Source organism: Chryseobacterium gallinarum (assembly GCF_001021975.1).
Taxonomy (GTDB): Bacteria; Bacteroidota; Bacteroidia; order Flavobacteriales; family Weeksellaceae; genus Chryseobacterium; species Chryseobacterium gallinarum.
Genome location: NZ_CP009928.1, coordinates 2124317 through 2142460 on the forward strand (window position 1 = coordinate 2124317; position 18144 = coordinate 2142460).

Annotated in this window: 14 protein-coding genes; 6 read left to right on the forward strand and 8 right to left on the reverse strand. The window is 35.6% G+C overall.

Annotated features, from left to right (window positions below; genetic code table 11):
• Window positions 1-5: 5 nt before the first annotated feature.
• The 8 genes from OK18_RS09560 to OK18_RS09595 all read right to left on the reverse strand — a co-directional run bounded on the left by OK18_RS09560 (window position 6) and on the right by OK18_RS09595 (window position 7630).
• Window positions 6-431, reverse strand: a complete 426-nt coding sequence (locus tag OK18_RS09560; protein ID WP_053327866.1) for a sugar 3,4-ketoisomerase — start codon at window positions 429-431, stop codon at window positions 6-8.
• Window positions 418-1599 carry a glycosyltransferase family 61 protein gene (locus tag OK18_RS09565; RefSeq protein WP_053327867.1) on the reverse strand — a complete coding sequence of 394 codons (1182 nt, stop codon included), beginning with the start codon at window positions 1597-1599 and terminating at the stop codon, window positions 418-420. Before OK18_RS09565 ends, OK18_RS09560 begins: the two co-directional genes overlap by 14 nt.
• Window positions 1584-2846 (reverse strand): ABC transporter ATP-binding protein, encoded by a 1263-nt coding sequence (locus OK18_RS09570; RefSeq protein WP_053327868.1) that lies wholly within the window; start codon window positions 2844-2846, stop codon window positions 1584-1586. Before OK18_RS09570 ends, OK18_RS09565 begins: the two co-directional genes overlap by 16 nt.
• Window positions 2847-2896: 50 nt before the next feature.
• The gene (locus OK18_RS09575) at window positions 2897-3745 is read right to left on the reverse strand and encodes an ABC transporter permease (protein ID WP_050020524.1); all 849 of its coding nucleotides are present in this window, start codon (window positions 3743-3745) and stop codon (window positions 2897-2899) included.
• A gap of 166 nt (window positions 3746-3911) precedes the next feature.
• The gene (gene rfbA / locus OK18_RS09580) at window positions 3912-4775 is read right to left on the reverse strand and encodes a glucose-1-phosphate thymidylyltransferase RfbA (RefSeq protein ID WP_053327869.1); all 864 of its coding nucleotides are present in this window, start codon (window positions 4773-4775) and stop codon (window positions 3912-3914) included.
• 6 nt (window positions 4776-4781) lie between these two features.
• Complete coding sequence (locus tag OK18_RS09585; protein ID WP_053327870.1) at window positions 4782-5231, reverse strand: hypothetical protein; 450 nt, start codon at window positions 5229-5231, stop codon at window positions 4782-4784.
• Between the two features lie 5 nt (window positions 5232-5236).
• Window positions 5237-6316, reverse strand: coding sequence for a dTDP-glucose 4,6-dehydratase (rfbB, locus tag OK18_RS09590; RefSeq protein ID WP_050020526.1), 1080 nt, complete (start codon window positions 6314-6316; stop codon window positions 5237-5239).
• Window positions 6317-7630, reverse strand: coding sequence for a UDP-glucose dehydrogenase family protein (locus OK18_RS09595; RefSeq protein WP_053327871.1), 1314 nt, complete (start codon window positions 7628-7630; stop codon window positions 6317-6319).
• Window positions 7631-7840: 210 nt separating this feature from the next.
• On the opposite strand from OK18_RS09595, the gene rimP reads away from it, so the two are divergent.
• From rimP to OK18_RS09625, 6 genes are all read left to right on the forward strand, one after another.
• Window positions 7841-8308, forward strand: coding sequence for a ribosome assembly cofactor RimP (gene rimP, locus OK18_RS09600; protein WP_050020527.1), 468 nt, complete (start codon window positions 7841-7843; stop codon window positions 8306-8308).
• Window positions 8309-8324: 16 nt separating this feature from the next.
• Window positions 8325-9560 carry a transcription termination factor NusA gene (nusA, locus tag OK18_RS09605; protein ID WP_002982960.1) on the forward strand — a complete coding sequence of 412 codons (1236 nt, stop codon included), beginning with the start codon at window positions 8325-8327 and terminating at the stop codon, window positions 9558-9560.
• Window positions 9561-9638: 78 nt separating this feature from the next.
• Window positions 9639-12569, forward strand: coding sequence for a translation initiation factor IF-2 (infB, locus tag OK18_RS09610; protein ID WP_053327872.1), 2931 nt, complete (start codon window positions 9639-9641; stop codon window positions 12567-12569).
• 318 nt (window positions 12570-12887) lie between these two features.
• Entirely contained in the window at window positions 12888-15713 is a 2826-nt protein-coding gene (locus OK18_RS09615; protein WP_053327873.1) for a SusC/RagA family TonB-linked outer membrane protein, read from the forward strand.
• A 12-nt stretch (window positions 15714-15725) separates the two neighbouring features.
• Window positions 15726-17336, forward strand: coding sequence for a RagB/SusD family nutrient uptake outer membrane protein (locus OK18_RS09620; RefSeq protein WP_053327874.1), 1611 nt, complete (start codon window positions 15726-15728; stop codon window positions 17334-17336).
• 19 nt (window positions 17337-17355) lie between these two features.
• Entirely contained in the window at window positions 17356-18141 is a 786-nt protein-coding gene (locus OK18_RS09625; RefSeq protein WP_156173255.1) for a hypothetical protein, read from the forward strand.
• The last annotated feature ends 3 nt before the right edge of the window (window positions 18142-18144 follow it).

The following is an 18144-nucleotide window of genomic DNA, read 5'->3' on the forward strand; positions in this document are numbered from 1 at the left end:
ATATTTTATTTAAATGTCTTTTTTTGATCTATAATCTTTCTAAAATCTTCGAAGCTTCTAAAATAATCTTCTTCTTCATAAAGTTCTGAAGCAAGGCAAAGTAAAACAGCATTGTGAGAAAATTTAATATCTCTCCAAACCAATTGAGGTATGTATAATCCTTTTGTTGGATGATCTAATATGAAGGTTTCTTTGTTTCCCTCTCTATCTTCAGTATTAAAGGTAATTGTACCCGAAACTGCAAAAATAATCTGTTGAAGTTTCTTATGAGCATGCCCTCCTCTTGTTATGTCTTGTGGAGTATAGTATGTCCAATAAACACGTTGTATGTTAAATGGTACATTTTTTTCGACTTCAGCTATGGTTATGTAACCTAATTCTGAAGATCCTATCTTATTAAAAGTTATGATGGTTGGTTTAGTGTTTTCCATAGATATAATTAAATAGTTCTACAAACTGTTCAAAATTAATTATAAAATTACTATCAGTATGTACTCCATCATTTGCATATAATTGAGTATAAAAATCTACTTCGAAAATCTTTGCCAGATTCGAAAAGGCAGTAAACTCTTTTGCATTATCCGGAATAAAACAGATAGCTTGTGGATTATTTCCACAGAAAAGCATGTTTGACCAAGCAGCTCCTGAAATACCAACAATAAATTTAGCATTTTTAAAATAACTGATCTGGTCTTCAATACTCAATTCTTCAAGATAGACTGGAACAAATCCAAATTTTTTCAAATATTCTAAAATCTGATCTTGATTTTCTGCTACACGATGGGTATTCTTTCTGTATAAAAATATTCTTTCCGGTAGGTTGCTTACCATTGATAACTTTTGAGAAATTATATGAGAAAAACTACGGATGATTTCGGGATTGTAAAAAGTACCTTCTGCTTTAATAAAATGATCAAGGCGATTAAACGGGACATGATTGAAATCATTGATGTAATAAAGATCTTTTACTCTATATGTTTTATCCGGGCTTAAATATTTTACGTTAAATTTATTTTCAGTTAAAATTTCCAATATTTTTTTCATACTGGGGGTTTTGAGTATAACCTCATTAACAAGTATTGTCTGACAGTATTTTTTATTAAATACAATAAGTTTTGGCATTATTTCTATGAGGAAATGAAACCAATTCCAGGAACCGTTTCCTCCCAGAAAAAATCCCTCATCGAGTTCTTCAGTTTTTTTGAGGTCTACTTTAGCGTTTTTACTGTCATGTGCCGTTACAAAACCTTCGTTGAATCTTTCATTTTTGCTTCTATAGGCTATCAATTGTTTACCAAGTAAAACTGCGGAGGAGTGAATATCAATAATGGCATTCTTAAATAGATAAATCGAAATCTCTGGGGTAGAAGTTTGAATATAATGTTCGACACCATTTAAAGATTTTGGTAAATAATTTTTAAAAATAGTTTTGTTATATAGCGTTTGAACAATATTTTCTTTACATTTTTCAATGTTCTTTATGGTAACTATCTGAGATGCAGGACTGTATTTGTAGTTGTATACTGTCTTCTTAAAATAACTGGAAAGAGATTTGTTACTTTTAATATATGAAACGAGTTTTTCTATAACAGTTGCCATTGGAAGCTAGTTTTAATAAATCCAGGTTCTATTCCCAACCATTCTCCTAATTCTTTACCTTTCTCACTTATTCTGAATGTTAATAAGTCTTCTTCATGTAAAACACTTTCATGAATATTTCTTATAATATACAGGCTAAGAACATATTCCCCGACATTTAAGAATTCTTTGGGAATATCACATAAAAGTTTATTGTTGCCGGGTTGTAACGAAACCTTATTGAAATTGCTCATCGTAAAGAGAATATCATTATTGAAATTTTTTACGATATAGGAAAGGTGGTAATCGTTGCTGTTATCTTTTATCGTAATGTCGGTGAGAAGGTTAAATTTCTGATTCTCTTTAAAATCAGCTTCATTAGTTTGTAAATTTTCATCCACTAAAGAAATGCTATTGAGTTCAAAAAGATCGTTTTTAAAATCCTTATGGTCACCTAATATGACGCTGTTACCAAACGATTGCTTATCACCATTGTAGACACTTAATGCTTTATCTGTTGTACCATTATAGATAATATTTCCGTTTGACATTACAATTCCTTGATTGCATAGAGATTTTATAGCGGTCATATTATGACTTACAAACAATATTGTTCTACCTTGATCATTAGTGACGTCAGACATTTTAGCCAAACATTTTTTCTGGAATTCTGAATCTCCCACAGCTAAAACTTCATCTACAATCAGGATTTCGGATTCTAAATGCGCAGCCACAGCAAAAGCCAGCCGCACATACATTCCTGAAGAATATCTCTTTACAGGAGTATCGATATATCTTTCAACACCTGAAAAATCTACAATTTCATCGAATTTACGTTTGATTTCTTTTCTGGTCATTCCCAGAATGGCGCCGTTCAAAAATACATTTTCACGGCCGGTCATTTCAGGATGAAACCCTGTTCCTACCTCCAATAATGAAGCAATTCTTCCATTAGTATATATTTTTCCGGTGGTAGGCTTGGTTACCTTACTTAAAAGTTTCAAGAGTGTTGATTTTCCAGCACCGTTTCTGCCAATAATTCCTACGGCATCACCCTGTTCTATTTCAAAATTAACATCACGAAGTGACCAGACATAATCAGAATTACCTTTGGAAGTTCTATCGTTGGCCTCACCTATTTTCAGATATGGATCTTCCTTACCTCTTACTCTATGCCAGAATCTGTTGAGGTCATGGGATAGAGTACCTGTTCCGACCTCACCCAGACGATACTGTTTTGATATGTTTTCTGCCTTTAAAGCTAGCATGTTTTAATGTTTTAAATTTTCACTCAAGTGTTTTTTATGTACAATGGTATTTATACCGTGTCCATAAATGTTTTTTCAACCTTGTTAAAAGTTATTACTCCCACAACAAGAAGGAGTAAAATAATAATTGTGCTGGCAACCAACATTACGGGAGAAAAGTCTCCAACTCCCAGCCATCCATATTTGAAGCATTCAAAAATACCTGTGAGAGGATTAAACTTTGCCAGCTTTTTGAAATATCCGGGAAGCATAGATACGGGATAAATAACCGGAGTCGCATACATATACAATGTAATGCCGAAAGCTAATAACATGCTTAGATCCTTATATTTCGTAGTCAATGCTGAAAAAATCATTCCCACACCTAAGGCAAACAGAGCCATAAGGATTAGTAAGAATGGAGTAGCTAAAACCCACCAGTTAGGGGAAATTTCATTATTAAAAACATAATAGATCCAGACGATAAGAAATAATAGAAATTGCACACTCAAACGCATTAGATTTGAAATGACAATAGAAATAGGAGTAACTAATCTTGGAAAATATACTTTGCCGAAAATATTGGAATTCCCTGTAAATGTGGCTGAAGTTCCAAGTAATGCTCCTGAAAAATAATTCCATAAAGTAACTCCGGCAAGGTAAAATATAACCCCGGGAGCTCCATCTGTAGGAAGCTTGGCAAATCTTCCGAAGATGATCAAGTAGGTAATCGTTGTAAAGATGGGATTAATAAAAAACCAGATCGGTCCTAAAATAGTTTGTTTAAAACTTGATATAAAGTCTCTTTTGACAAACATGTAAATAAGATCTTTATACCTCCATACTTCCTTGAGCTTTAAGTCAAATAAAGAATGATTGGCTTCAATCGTTTCGGTCCACTTTTGGTGTGGGTCATTCATCTGTGTAAGTTTTTACAAATTTATAATAATTAATTCTTATTTTGTAGTTTGTGAATACATGTTCATATAAACTGAAAATATGGACTAATATATTAATATTTGTTGTTATGAACAAAAAACTATTGACCATAGGGCCAATAGTTTATGGAATTTATTAATTATATTACTATTTGTTGACGAGTTTTTTCAGATATTCACCATATCCGCTTTTTCCATACTTGGCAGCTGTTTCCAGTAATTTCTCTTCAGTAATGAATTGATTTCTGAAAGCAATTTCTTCAATACATCCGATTTTGAACCCCTGTCTCTTTTCAATCACACTTACAAATTCTGAGGCATCGTGTAAAGAATCAAATGTTCCTGTATCCAGCCAGGCTGTACCTCTGTCCAGTACTCCTACTTCTAATTTTCCTCTATTTAAATAAACATTGTTGACATCTGTAATCTCAAGCTCACCCCTTGCTGAGGGCTGAATATTTTTAGCAATTTCTACTACCTCATTGTCGTAAAAATATAATCCGGGAACAGCATAATTGGATTTTGGATTCAGAGGTTTTTCCTCAATAGAAACAGCTTTAAAATTATCATCAAAATCTACCACTCCGTATCTTTCAGGGTCTGCTACATGGTAGGCAAAAACAACACCACCATCCGGATTGGTTTTGTTTTTTAATAATGTTCCCATCTCGGAGCCATAGAAGATATTATCACCCAAAACAAGAGCCGCTGAATCATTACCGATAAACTGCTCTCCCAGGATAAAGGCCTGTGCAAGTCCGTCCGGACTTGGCTGTATTACATATTCTATATTGCATCCAATCTGGGACCCATCCCCCAAAAGCTTTATAAATCCCGGCTGATCGTGTGGGGTAGTGATAATTAATATATCTTTTATTCCGGCTAAAAGAAGCGTGGAAAGCGGATAGTAAATCATGGGTTTGTCATAAACAGGCATAAGCTGCTTGCTTACAGCAATAGTTAGGGGGTAAAGTCTTGTTCCGGAACCTCCGGCTAGTATTATTCCTTTCATCTTTTATTATTTGGTATTCTCTATTGCATAGTCCATTTGATTTTTAATATTTAAGTCAATAGCAGGAGTCATCATAAGAGCAGAATTGTCTTTTGATAATTGGCCGCCAATACTTCTGTAAAACCTAATCATCTCTTTTAGGCTTTTTTCTGAAATAAAAGAAAATGAACTATATAATGAAATTTTAAAATCATCAAAATTAAAATTGCTGATGATTGATTGAACTTGTTCTTTAGTGAGTAATTCCTTGGGGGGATTTACATTATAATCGAACATTTTACGTTCAAGATAATCTTTGGCATAATTAATCAATGCTTTTTTATAATGAGCAACTTCTATAAATTCATCGATTAATTTCTGTTGGGATGAGTTGGCCATTGCCGGAGGAGAGGGTAAATCCTGTGCTCCGGCAAAAGAAGAAGATATTATAAAAAGTAATGAAAAAATATACCTCATGTAGATTAATTGTATTGCTTTTCGTAATATTTTTGATAATCTCCGCTGGTTACATTTTCCAGCCATTCTTTATTTTCAAGATACCAGTCAATAGTTTTACCCAATCCTTCTTCAAAGGTTACAGATGGTTTCCATCCTAAATCTTTATTTAGTTTGGTTGCATCAATGGCATAACGTTTATCATGACCAGGCCTGTCTTTTACAAATGCGATCAGCTTTTCAGAATATCCTTCGGGTTTCCCTAGTTTAGCATCCATTTGCTTTATTAATTCTTTTACCAGATCAATGTTTTGCCACTCGTTAAAACCTCCGATATTATAAGTTTCCCCGGTTTTTGCTTCATTGAAGATCTGATGAATTGCTCTGGCATGATCAATGACAAATAACCAGTCTCTTGTATATTTACCATCACCATAGATAGGTAAAGGTTTTTCATTGATGATATTGGAAATACACAATGGAATCAATTTTTCCGGAAAGTGGTTTGGTCCATAGTTGTTTGAACAGTTGGATACAATAAATGGCATTCCATATGTGTTTCCATATGCTCTTACCAAATGGTCGGAAGCTGCTTTTGATGCTGAGTAAGGAGATTGCGGGTCATAAGGTGTTGTTTCCAGGAAAAATCCTGTTTCTCCTAAACTTCCATATACTTCATCAGTAGAAACATGATAGAAGAGGTTCGTTCTTTTTTCATCCGGGAATCTTCCATGGGTATGATCAGGATTCAATGTCCAGAATTCTTTACAAAGATTAAGAAGATTAGCTGTGCCGTTTACATTGGTATTGATAAATGCCATCGGGTCTGTAATACTTCTGTCTACGTGGCTTTCAGCGGCCAGATGTACAACAGCGTCCGGATTATATTTTTCAAAAACTCTTCTCAGCTCTTCCGGCTTGGTAATATCTGCTTTTTCAAAAATGTAGTTAGGCTCATTTTCGATGTCTTTCAGGTTTTCCAAATTTCCTGCGTAGGTAAGAGCATCAAGATTGATGATGGTACTGTCCGGATTGTTTTTTACAAATTCTCTTACAACATGTGATCCGATAAATCCTGCTCCTCCTGTAATAATAATATTTTTCATTTATTTTGAGATTGTCTTTCTACCTATACTTTTATAATAAAATCCATTTTGCTCCGGGATTTCAAGCGGATACATATTTCTGCCGTCAAAAATAGCCTTATTTTTCATCTTTTTCGCGATAAGATCGAAATTCGGGTTTTTAAATTCCGGCCATTCTGTAGCGATCAATAAAGCATCTGCCTCTTCCAAGGCATCGTACATGCCCTTAGCATATTGAATTTTATCGCCAAGAAGCTTTTGTACATTGTTTTCAGCAATGGAATCATATGCTACAATTTCCGCGCCTTTTTCTAATAGCAGATTGATATTGTCTAAAGATGACGCTTCACGAATATCGTCTGTGTTGGCTTTGAAAGCAAGTCCCCATATGGCAATTTTTTTACCTGTGAGGCTTCCCCCAAAATATTTTTCAATTTCAGAAACCAAAATGACTTTCTGGGAAGTATTTACTTTTTCTGTGGCTTCCAGAATCTGAAAATCAAAATTTTCCTGCTTTCCAGATTTAATCAAAGCTTTTACATCTTTAGGAAAACAGCTTCCTCCATACCCGATTCCGGGAAATAAAAAACGATGACCAATTCTGTCGTCACTTCCCATTCCGAGTCTCACCTTATCTACATCTGCACCTACTTTTTCGCAATAATTGGCAATTTCATTCATAAAAGTAATCTTTACTGCTAAGAATGAATTAGAGGCATATTTGGTAAGTTCAGAAGATTTTTCATCCATGAATATGATAGGAATTCCGGTATTGGTGAATGGCTGATAAATTTTAGACATAATATCCTTTGCTCTGTCGGAGCTTGCACCTACCACCACTCTTGATGGGTTCATAGAATCTTCCACCGCAAAGCCTTCCCTTAAAAATTCAGGGTTAGATACCACATCAAAAGGGATGTCGGTTTTAGAAGATATTGTTTCTCTTACTCTGTCTGCTGTACCTACAGGGACGGTACTTTTGTTGACAACAACCTTGTATTCGGTCATCATTTCTCCGATATCGTTGGCAACTTTTAAGACATAAGAGAGATCTGCCGAACCATCTTCTCCGGGAGGTGTAGGTAAAGCCAGATAAATAACTTCACTTTTATCTAAAGCCTCTTTTAAATTGGTAGTAAAAAATAATCTTTCAGACTGAATGTTTCTTAGGAACATTTCTTCAAGGTTCGGCTCATAAATGGGAACGATGCCGTTTTTCATACCTTCTACTTTTTTTTCATCAATATCAACACAGTATACTGAATTGCCAAGTTCTGCAAGGGTAGTACCTGTAACTAATCCCACATAACCTGTTCCTACAATCGTTATATTCAAAATGTTTGTTTTTTAAATTCAAGACAAAAATAATAAAATACTTTCACTTGCTTCTTTAATTTATTGTAAAAGAAATTCTCTCTATTTACTTGATACTAAGATAATTTTGCATTTTTAGAAAAAAAGCGTATATTTGCAATGGATTTACGGAAAAAATGGGAAGGCTTCGGAAGAAAGCCTTTTTTCGTACTGTAAATCAAGATAAATTATATGGAGTTTAGAAAAAGAATTGAAGAATTATTAAATGAATTCCTTGAGACCAGAAAAGATCTGTTTCTTATTGATCTTAAAATTTCTGCAGGGGATGATATTACAGTGATTTTAGATGGTGATAACGGAGTTTCTTTGCAGGATTGTCTTGACGCAAGCCGTGCTATAGAATTCAATATGGATCGTGAAGAGCATGATTTCAGCCTTCAGGTAATGTCTGCCGGATTAAGCGAGCCATTATCCACTCCAAGGCAATTCAATAAGAATATAGGAAGAGAGATTGAGGTGATGCTGGAAGATTCTTCTAAGATTGAAGGGGAATTGTCGAAAGTAGATGATGATAAGATCACACTTATTTTACGCTACCGGAAACCGAAAGATATCGGAAAAGGAAAGGTAGATGTGGAGGAGGAAAAAGAAATTCCTTACTCTGAGATTAAGAAAGCATTAGTAGTAATTAAATTTTAAAAAGAAAAAAGAATAGATGGATAATATAGCGTTGATTGAATCCTTTGGTGATTTTAAAGACGAAAAAGGGATCAGTAAGATTGATCTTATGGCAATTATTGAAGATTCACTGAAAACACTTTTAAGAAAAAGATTCGATTCAGATGATCATTTTGATGTGATTGTAAACCCGGATAAAGGAGATTTTCAGATATTTTTAAATAAAACAATTGTAGAGGATGAAATGTCTGAGGATGATGATTTGGAAATTGAAATTTCTGAAGCAAAGAAGATTGACCCTACTTTCGAAGTAGGTGAGGACTTTACAATGGAAATTCCTGTTGCACAGTTAGGAAGAAGAAATATCCTTACATTGAAGCAAATCCTGGCTACCAAACTTCAGGAGCATAATAATGCGATGCTATATGAACAATTCAGAGATAAAATCGGGGAGATTGTAGTAGGAGAAATTCATCATATCCGTCATAAGCATGTGATATTATTGGATGATGAAGGGAATGAATTTATCTTGCCAAAAGAAAACCAGATCCCGTCTGACTTCTTTAAAAAAGGTGAAAATATCAGAGCTATTGTTGAGACAGTAGACTTTAAAGGTTCTAAACCACAGATTATTATTTCCAGAACTGCCCCTAAATTCCTTGAGAAATTATTGGAGCTGGAAATTCCTGAAATCCAGGATGGAACAATTATCCTTAAAAAGGTAGTAAGAATCCCAGGAGAAAAGGCAAAGATTGCAGTAGATGCTTATGATGACAGAATTGATCCTGTAGGAGCTTGTGTGGGAGTTAAAGGATCCAGAATTCATGGAGTTGTAAGAGAGTTGAGAAATGAAAACATCGATGTTATTCAGTGGTCTAAAAACCCTGAGATCTTGGTGAAGAGAGCTTTAGGAAATGTTACTATTAACAAAATTGAGATCAATGAGGAGACTAATTATGCATTGGTGTATACTCCGGTTGAAGAAATTTCTAAAGTGATCGGAAAACAAGGTCAGAATATCAGACTGGCTTCTTGGTTGACAGGATATGAAATTGATGTGTACAGAGAGTCCAGCGAAGATGATGATGTTGAATTGAAAGAATTCAACGATGATATCGAGCAGTGGATTTTGGATGAATTTAAGAAAGTAGGACTTACTACTGCAAAATCGGTATTGGATAAAGAAACCGAAAGTCTTTTAAATATGGTGGACCTTGAAGAAGAAACTATTGAAGAGGTGAAACGTATTTTGAGAGAAGAATTTGAAGATTAAAATTTTAAATAAATTTTAATAAACAGTAAAAAAGAAATACTTTAATTTTAAGAATTAAAAAAATAGTAAATAATATAGATGCCAAAAATTAGATTAAATAAAGCGGTTAAGGAATTCAACATTTCGATGTCCAGGTTAGTAGAATTTTTACAATCCAGGGGATTTGAGGTTGAAAGCAATCCTAACGCTCAATTGGAAGAAGCGGCATATTCTGCATTGGAGGCTGAGTTTGCTAAGGATGGCGAACAGCGAAAGGCTTCCCATGAGGTGGTGATTACGAAAGTTCCGGAAGAAAAGCTGGAAATTGAGGAAAAGAAAACCCCTGAAGTGATAAGAGCTAAAGCTAACAAACCAGAAACTAAGATTTTAGGTAAAATAGATTTGGAACCTAAGACCCCAGTTGAAGAAGCTCCTGCAGCTCCTGTGGCAGCACCGGTTGAAGAAAAGAAAGAAGAAATAGTGAAAGAAGAACCGGAGGTAAAGGCAGCCCCTGAAAAGCAGGAATTTAAAGTTTTGGATAAGATTGATTTGTCTCAGATAGAATCTAGAAATAGACCTGCAAAGAAAGACAAGCCAAAAATGGAGGAGGCCAAAGAAGAAAAACCGGTAGTAGAACCTGTAAAAGAAACTCCAAAACCAGTGGTAGAAGAGAAAAAAATAGAAGCTCCAAAAACGGAAGCTGAATCTGAGACTCAAGAGCCTCAAAAAATTGAGACTGTTTATCAAAAACTTGATGGTCCTAAAATTGTTGGTGAAAAGATTGATTTGACTCAATTTGCTCCAAAGCCAGGTGCTGGTGCAAAGAAAAAAAGAAAGAGAATAGAAAAGCCTGGTCAAAATAACCAACAGGGCCAGGGGAATAATCAAAACTCAGGAAATACCCAGGGCGGGCAAGGTCAGGGAAACCGTCAGCATAATAATGGTGGCCAAGGTGGAAACCGTCAGGGACAAGGCGGTCAGGGGAACCGTCCTCAAGGCCAGGGTGGTCAAGGCGGAAACCGTTTCGGAAATAACCAGGGAGGAAACCGTCAGGGTGGCCAAGGTGGATTTAAGAAAGGAGGCCAAAACAACAGACCTGGTCAAAGAGTGATGCCGGTTGAATTAACGGATGAACAAGTTAAAAACCAGATCAAAGAAACCTTAGAAAAACTTACCAATAAAGGAGGTAAATCTAAATCTGCAAAACACAGAAAAGATAAAAGAACTTTCCGTAGAGAGCAGGATGAGCGTCAGCAAGAGCTGGAGGCTCAAGACAGAACACTGAAAGTTACAGAATTCATTACAGTAGGAGAATTAGCGAGCTTAATGAATGTTTCTCCAACAGAAGTGATTTCTGCATGTTTCTCTCTTGGGGTAATGGTTACCATGAACCAGAGGTTGGAAGCTGATACCTTATTATTAGTAGCTGACGAATTCGGTTATAAAATTGAATTCTCGGATGCTGATCTTGAAGAAAATGATAGTGAAGATGAAATCGACAGTGAAGAGGACCTGGTATCAAGAGCTCCGATTGTTACTGTAATGGGTCACGTAGATCATGGTAAGACATCATTACTTGACTATATCAGAAAAACAAATGTAATTGCTGGAGAATCAGGAGGTATCACACAACACATCGGTGCTTATAATGTGAAACTTGAAAATGGTCAGAGGATTACATTCTTAGATACACCGGGTCACGAGGCCTTTACAGCGATGAGGGCCAGAGGTGCCCAGATTACGGATATTGCAATTATCGTAATTGCAGCCGACGACGATGTAATGCCACAAACGAAAGAGGCAATTTCTCACGCCCAGGCAGCAGGTGTACCGATGATCATCGCATTGAACAAGGTTGATAAACCAAATGCTAATCCGGATAATATCCGTCAACAGCTTTCCGGAATGAATATCCTGGTAGAAGAATGGGGTGGAAATGTTCAGTCCCAGGAAATTTCTGCTAAGTTTGGTAATAATGTGGAATTGTTGTTAGAGAAGGTTCTTCTTCAGGCAGAAATGTTAGAATTAAAGGCTAATCCTAACAGAAATGCTCAAGGAGTTGTTATTGAAGCATCATTAGATAAAGGAAGAGGATATGTATCTACAATGTTAGTACAAACAGGTACTTTAAGAGTAGGGGATTATGTTCTTGCCGGTAAAAATCATGGTAAGGTAAAAGCAATGCTCGATGAAAGGGGAAGAAACCTTAAGGAAGCAGGTCCTTCAATTCCGGTTACCATCTTAGGACTCGACGGAGCTCCTACTGCGGGTGATAAATTTAAAGTATATGCTGACGAAAGTGAGGCAAAATCTATTGCCAACAAGAGAGAGCAGCTTCAGAGAGAGCTTTCGATCAGAACTAAGAAGCATACCACATTAGAAGAATTAGGTAGAAGGATTGCCTTAGGTGATTTCAAAGAATTGAACATTATTCTGAAAGGTGATGTGGATGGATCTGTTGAAGCATTGTCTGATCAGTTGCAAAGATTATCTACTGCTGAGATCAATGTGAACATCCTCCATAAAGGAGTTGGTCAGATTACGGAATCTGATGTTAACCTGGCTGCTGCATCCGATGCGATTATTATCGGATTTAATGTAAGGGCTGGTGCGAATGCTAAAGACTTAGCTGATAGAGAAGAGATCGAAATCAGAACGTATTCAGTAATCTATGCTGCTATTGAAGAAGTAAAAGAAGCGATGGAAGGAATGCTTTCTCCTGAAATTAAAGAACAGGTAATTGGTAATGTGGAAATCAGAGAGGTGTTCAAAATCTCTAAAGTAGGTACGATTGCAGGATGTATGGTTCTTTCGGGTAAAGTGACAAGAAATTCCAAAGTGAGAGTACTGAGAGATGGTATCGTTAAATTTGACGGTGAGCTGGAAAGTCTGAAGCGTTTCAAAGATGATGTGAAGGAAGTAACGAAAGGTTATGAATGTGGTCTGAACCTGAAGGGCTATAACGATATTGAAATTGGAGATATTCTTGAAGTTTACGAAGAAGTTGCAGTTAAGAAAAAACTGAAATAATAATACGGTAAATTATATCCTAAATATGTGAAAACCACTTTTTTATGAAGTGGTTTTTTTATTTTTTATACTTTCGCAATTTATAATAGTTCTAAATAATATTTTTTGCATTATTGACAATCGGCTATTTATGTACATTTTCATGGAAAAAATATATTTTATTAAATAAAAATTGTCTATCATTATTGAATCTTGTTTATTTTTTGTATTTTTCATTTATAATGTTAAAAAAAAGGAGTGCTTAAACAATGGTTTAATTTGTGAATATTAATATTTATTAACATATTTGCCTATTAAAATATATTAAAATTTGTTAATATGAATGTTAAACTACGTGTATTGAGTGCTGGAGCCATATTTTTTATAGGGCATGCGGCATATGCGCAGAAGAACTCTGTTCGAGATACTACTTCGAGAGAAACACAAATTGAACAGGTTGTTATTACGGGGTATAGACCAACGACGGAAAAAACGTCGACTACCTCATCTGCAAAAATTGATGAAAAGACAATTGAAAACAGACCAAATCCCAATGTATTAAATACTGTTCAAGGGCAATTAGCTGGCGTTAATATTGCTACTGGTTCTGGTCAGCCTGGAGCTAAGCCTACAGTAATTATTAGAGGAGTTGGAACACTTAATGGTAATACGGATCCATTATACGTTATTGATGGATTTCCTTCAAATAGTGACTCCTTCAGAACATTGAATACAAATGATATTCAATCTATGGAAGTATTGAAAGATGCTTCTGCTATTTCTGAATATGGTGCAAGAGGTGCAAACGGTGTTATTGTTATTAAAACAAAATCCGGTAGATATAATCAAGGGTTAAAACTTAGATATTCATCTTCATTTATGGTGTCTTCACTTCAGGATAATAAATATAATTATGCTGATTCAAGAGGATTATTAACCCTTGAAAATAGATATGGTATTGGTTTAGGTGCTACTCTAAGCCAACAAGAAATTGATAATTATGCTATTAATACGGACTGGAGAAAAGTGTTTTTTAGACCGGCTGTAGGACAGAGTCATGATTTTTCTATCAGTGCGGGTGGAAAGAACATCAATTCGTATACTTCAGTAGGTTATTTGGACCAGGAAGGAGTTTTAAGATCAACGGGTCTTAAAAGATTCTCAGTGAGAAACAATATAGTGGGTAAGTCAGATAACAGTAGATTTAATTATTCCTTAAATACTGGAGTAGGATATTCTAAGAATAATCTGGCTACAAACCTAGGAGATGGCGGGGTCAACCAGAACTATGTACTGGGTGCGATGGTAGCTGCTCCGTATGTTTCACCTAGTCAATATCAAGGTCCTCAACAACTTTGGGCTGATTATCAAAATAATGGAACGCTTTTAATGACTCCATTATTCTTGATGGATAAGCTTCAAAACTTTGAAACAAGTATAGGTGAATTCAGATTAGATTTGGCATCGCAAGCGTCATATAAAATAACGGATGATTTTACTGCAATGATCAGAACGTCTGGTCAGTATTTAAATTCTACTCAATTGCAGGCAGAATATCCAAACTCTTTCAATGCACTGTTATTCTTAGGAAATAAAGAATTTGGAGGATCAGAAACAAACAGTACTACTAGAACTTATTTATTTAATAATTTATATCAATTAAGGTACAACAAGAAGTTTTTAGAAAAACATACTATTGGCGTTGCTGCCAACGCTGAATTTAATTATTCACAGCAAGATTTCTCATCCATTAGACGAAATGGTTTAGACCCGAAGACTTATGTTCCGGGAACAGGATCAGGTTACATTTCTGATACCTCAGATAATGATTTTTACGTTCCGGTAACAAGTAATTATAAGCTTAAATTCAATATGATTTCATATTTTGGATCAGTAGATTATGATTACGATAAGAAATTTGGTTTATCAGGAACTATACGTACTGATGGAGCAAGTAGATTTGGTCCTGGAAATCAATGGGGGACATTCTGGTCTGTAGGAGGTAGAGTAAATTTAGAATCTTTTATTAAAAATTCAAATATTACGTTATTAAAACTTAGAGGTTCATTAGGTACTGTAGGTAACCAAAGAATTGTGGATGGAAGTGTTTTTGAGGCAGTTAACCCGCCAAGATATTATCACGTATTCTCTGCTGCCAACAACGTATATGGCCCGAACCGAGGCTACGGGATTTCTTTCGGTTATTATGATCTGAAGTGGGAAACTACCAGACTTGCTGATATCGGAGTTGATTTTGATATTTTTAAAAGATTATCTGGATCCCTTGATTTTTATCATAAAAAAACCATAGATCAGTTTATCGATGTTCCTGTATCTTCCCCTGTAGGAACAACATTCATTAGACAAAATTCTGATGCAGATGTTGTAAACAAAGGAATTGAGCTTAATCTGAAATATGACATTATTAAAAGGGAAGATCTTCAGCTTTCCATAAGAGGAAACGGAGCTTACAACAATCAAAAGGTAGGAGGGCTTCCTGGAGATGGAGAAATCAGATCAGGTAACTATATTACCAGAAACGGAAGTAAAATCAGTGAATTTTTTGTTTACAAATATGCTGGAGTGAACCAAGGAAATGGTAACTTATTATTCTACGATATCAACGGTAATTTAACAGAAAACCCTAAAGAATCAGATCGTGTGCAAACTGGAAAAAACTATCTGCCGGAATTCCAGGGAGGGTTTGGTTTTGATGTAAATTATAAAGGAATGTTTGCCAGTGCTACATTTACTTATGTAGCTAAAATCTGGAGGTATGATTTCGATTACGCAAGTTTGATGGACCCAACCAGTTTAGGTACATTTAATGCAAGTAAAGACTTATTAAATGCATGGACGCCTGACAATACTAATACAGCAGTTCCATCTTTGACAGCAGCTAATTTAGCTTTGGATGCTCAATCTGATCGATTTATTGTTGATGCATCTTATCTGAGACTTAGAAACGTTCAGTTAGGATATACTTTCCCTGCTAGCGCTTTAAGAGGAACATTTATTACCGGTTTATCTGTATTTGTACAAGGAGAAAACTTAGTAACATTCTCTAAATGGAGAGGTTGGGACCCTGAAAGTAACAGAGCTGCAGATCAATATCAATACCCAACCCCTAGAATTTTTACTCTAGGATTAGATGTTAAATTTTAAATTAACTAAGAAATGAAGAAATCTTTTTTTAAAATATTTTTAGCTGCAGGATTGTTTTTTGTATCCTCTTGTAGTGATGATTTATTAGAGCCATATACACCAGGTTCACTCACGGAAGAGCAAGCCTTGACAAATGTATCAGATTTAAGGCTGCTGATGAATGGAGCTTATTCTAGTTTTAATTCTAGAGCAGAATCAGAGTTTGTATCCGTATTTACCGATGAAGTAGGTATTGGGTATGCGAACGGAGGACAGGGACTAAGTTCTGAATGGGTTTTTCAAATGACGCCTAACTCCAGTTTACCATCTGCTATCTGGGCTCAGAGCTACGCATCATTAGCAAGGATAAACAGAGTTCTTGAGTACGGTAATAAAGTGGCTTCAAGTACGGCTGCAGGAAATACAGAAAATGATAGAAAAAAAGTATTAGCTGAAGCATATGCCTTAAGGGCGTATCATCATTTAAGAATCCTCGCTTACTTTTCAACAAATATGAAGGATGATTCTGCACTGGCAGGGATTTTAGCAACAAGATCTTTTGACTATACAGAACCAGGACAGAAAAGAAGTACTAATGGAGAATTTTATACTCTGATTTTTGCAGATTTAGATAAATCTATTAACTTATTTACAGAGGCTGGAGCTAATTCAATTTCTACTGCAAATGACAGGCTTTTTGTGAATAAATACTTTGCAATGGGAGTTAAAGCAAGAGCTTATGCATACAAAGGAGATTATCCAAATGCTGAAATCTGGGCTAATAATGTCATTACACAATCTGGAGTAGTACTGGCAAATAAAACGCAATATAGGAATATGTTCTTTAATGATTCAGATTTGACTACTAGCCCTACTACAAGTGAGGTGATTTTCAAATTGAAGAGAAATGCTGTATCAAATGCTCAGGGATATAACCTGCACAATGCATGGTGTAGTGTAAGACCTAGATTAGATGGCTCTCCATTCTATGAAGTAGGAAGATCTGTACATAATATTTTAAACCCAGCTAATTTACCTGCAGCGGGTTTATCTACTGCAATTGCTGATGTAAGAGCAAATGTAATTATTGCACCTTCCTCCCGTATTGACCCTGGATATGCTACTTCTTTTGATTATAGAAATTCTGATGTAATTGTTATTAATAAACATGGTGGAGTAGCTACAGGAACATCGACGGCTGGGGTTACTACAAGTAATGGGTTTAATAATGATATTAAGATAATGAGATTATCTGAAATGTATCTTATCAAAGCAGAAGCAAGAGCAGCAGCGGGAGATTACGCTGGAGCCGCTACTGCAGTAGATGCAATCAGAGATGCAAGATATGGTTCTAATCAAGCTACTCCTGTATATACAACCCCTGTAGCAGCTTGGAGAGGAATATTAAATGAAAGAAGAATTGAATTCGCTTTCGAAGGATATAGATTCCTTGATTTGAAAAGATTGGCAACTTTGGCGAATACCGGGATTGATAGAAACCCTGCAGATTACTCTTCTAGTTCTGCAAATTTCCCGGGGGCAAACCCAACAAATTTACCAATGACAAGTCATAAATGGGCGTTACCAATTCCTCAAGTTGAGACTAATGCTAATCCGGGGATCGGCCAAAATCCTGGATATTAATCTTAAATTTTTAAAAGAAATGAAAAATATATTTAATTATTTTATAGCATCTGTACTGACATTATCTTTAGTGGCATGTACTACAGAAGATAGAACGGTGGAGGATCCTTCAGAAGTTTTCTTTACGGAAACGAATCTTACCAAGACCATCAGTTCTACTCAAACATCAGCGGATGTAGATATTCCTTACTCACTGACTACACCCGCAGATGGAACTCACTCTGTTAATTTAGTTTTTGATCCTAATTTCTCTACGGCAGAACCAGGGAAGGATTTTGAGATTCTAGCAGGAGATCAGGTAGCAGCAGGGAAATTAGGTGGTGTTTTAAAATTGAGAATTTTTTCAGCAGCAGCTTCTTCAAGTGGTAAAATTGCTAATTTTAGAGTGACATCACCTACATTGAAGAGTCTTCAGGACAATAATATCGCTGGTGTTCGTCTTTTTAAAACATGTCCAATTAATACCTTCGTTGGAAGTTTTGAAAATACTGGATGGTTAATAGATTCAGGAGTAGTTACTATTGTGGAAGATCCTACAAAACCCAATACTCTTCTAGTTAAAGGTTTCCTTGATAGTGGGGCAGATTTACCACTTACTTATGATCCGGTATCATATGAGATTACAATTCCTACAATGCAGACAGGTCAGATTCACCCAACTTATGGTATGATCTCAATGGGACCAGCCACTGACGGTACAAAATCTAGCTTTAACAGCTGTAACAGAACAGTTTCTTTAAGAATAAACTATTTCGTATCGGCGGGCAGCTTCGGGGTTCAGGACGAGAAATTCACAGGGCTATAAGCT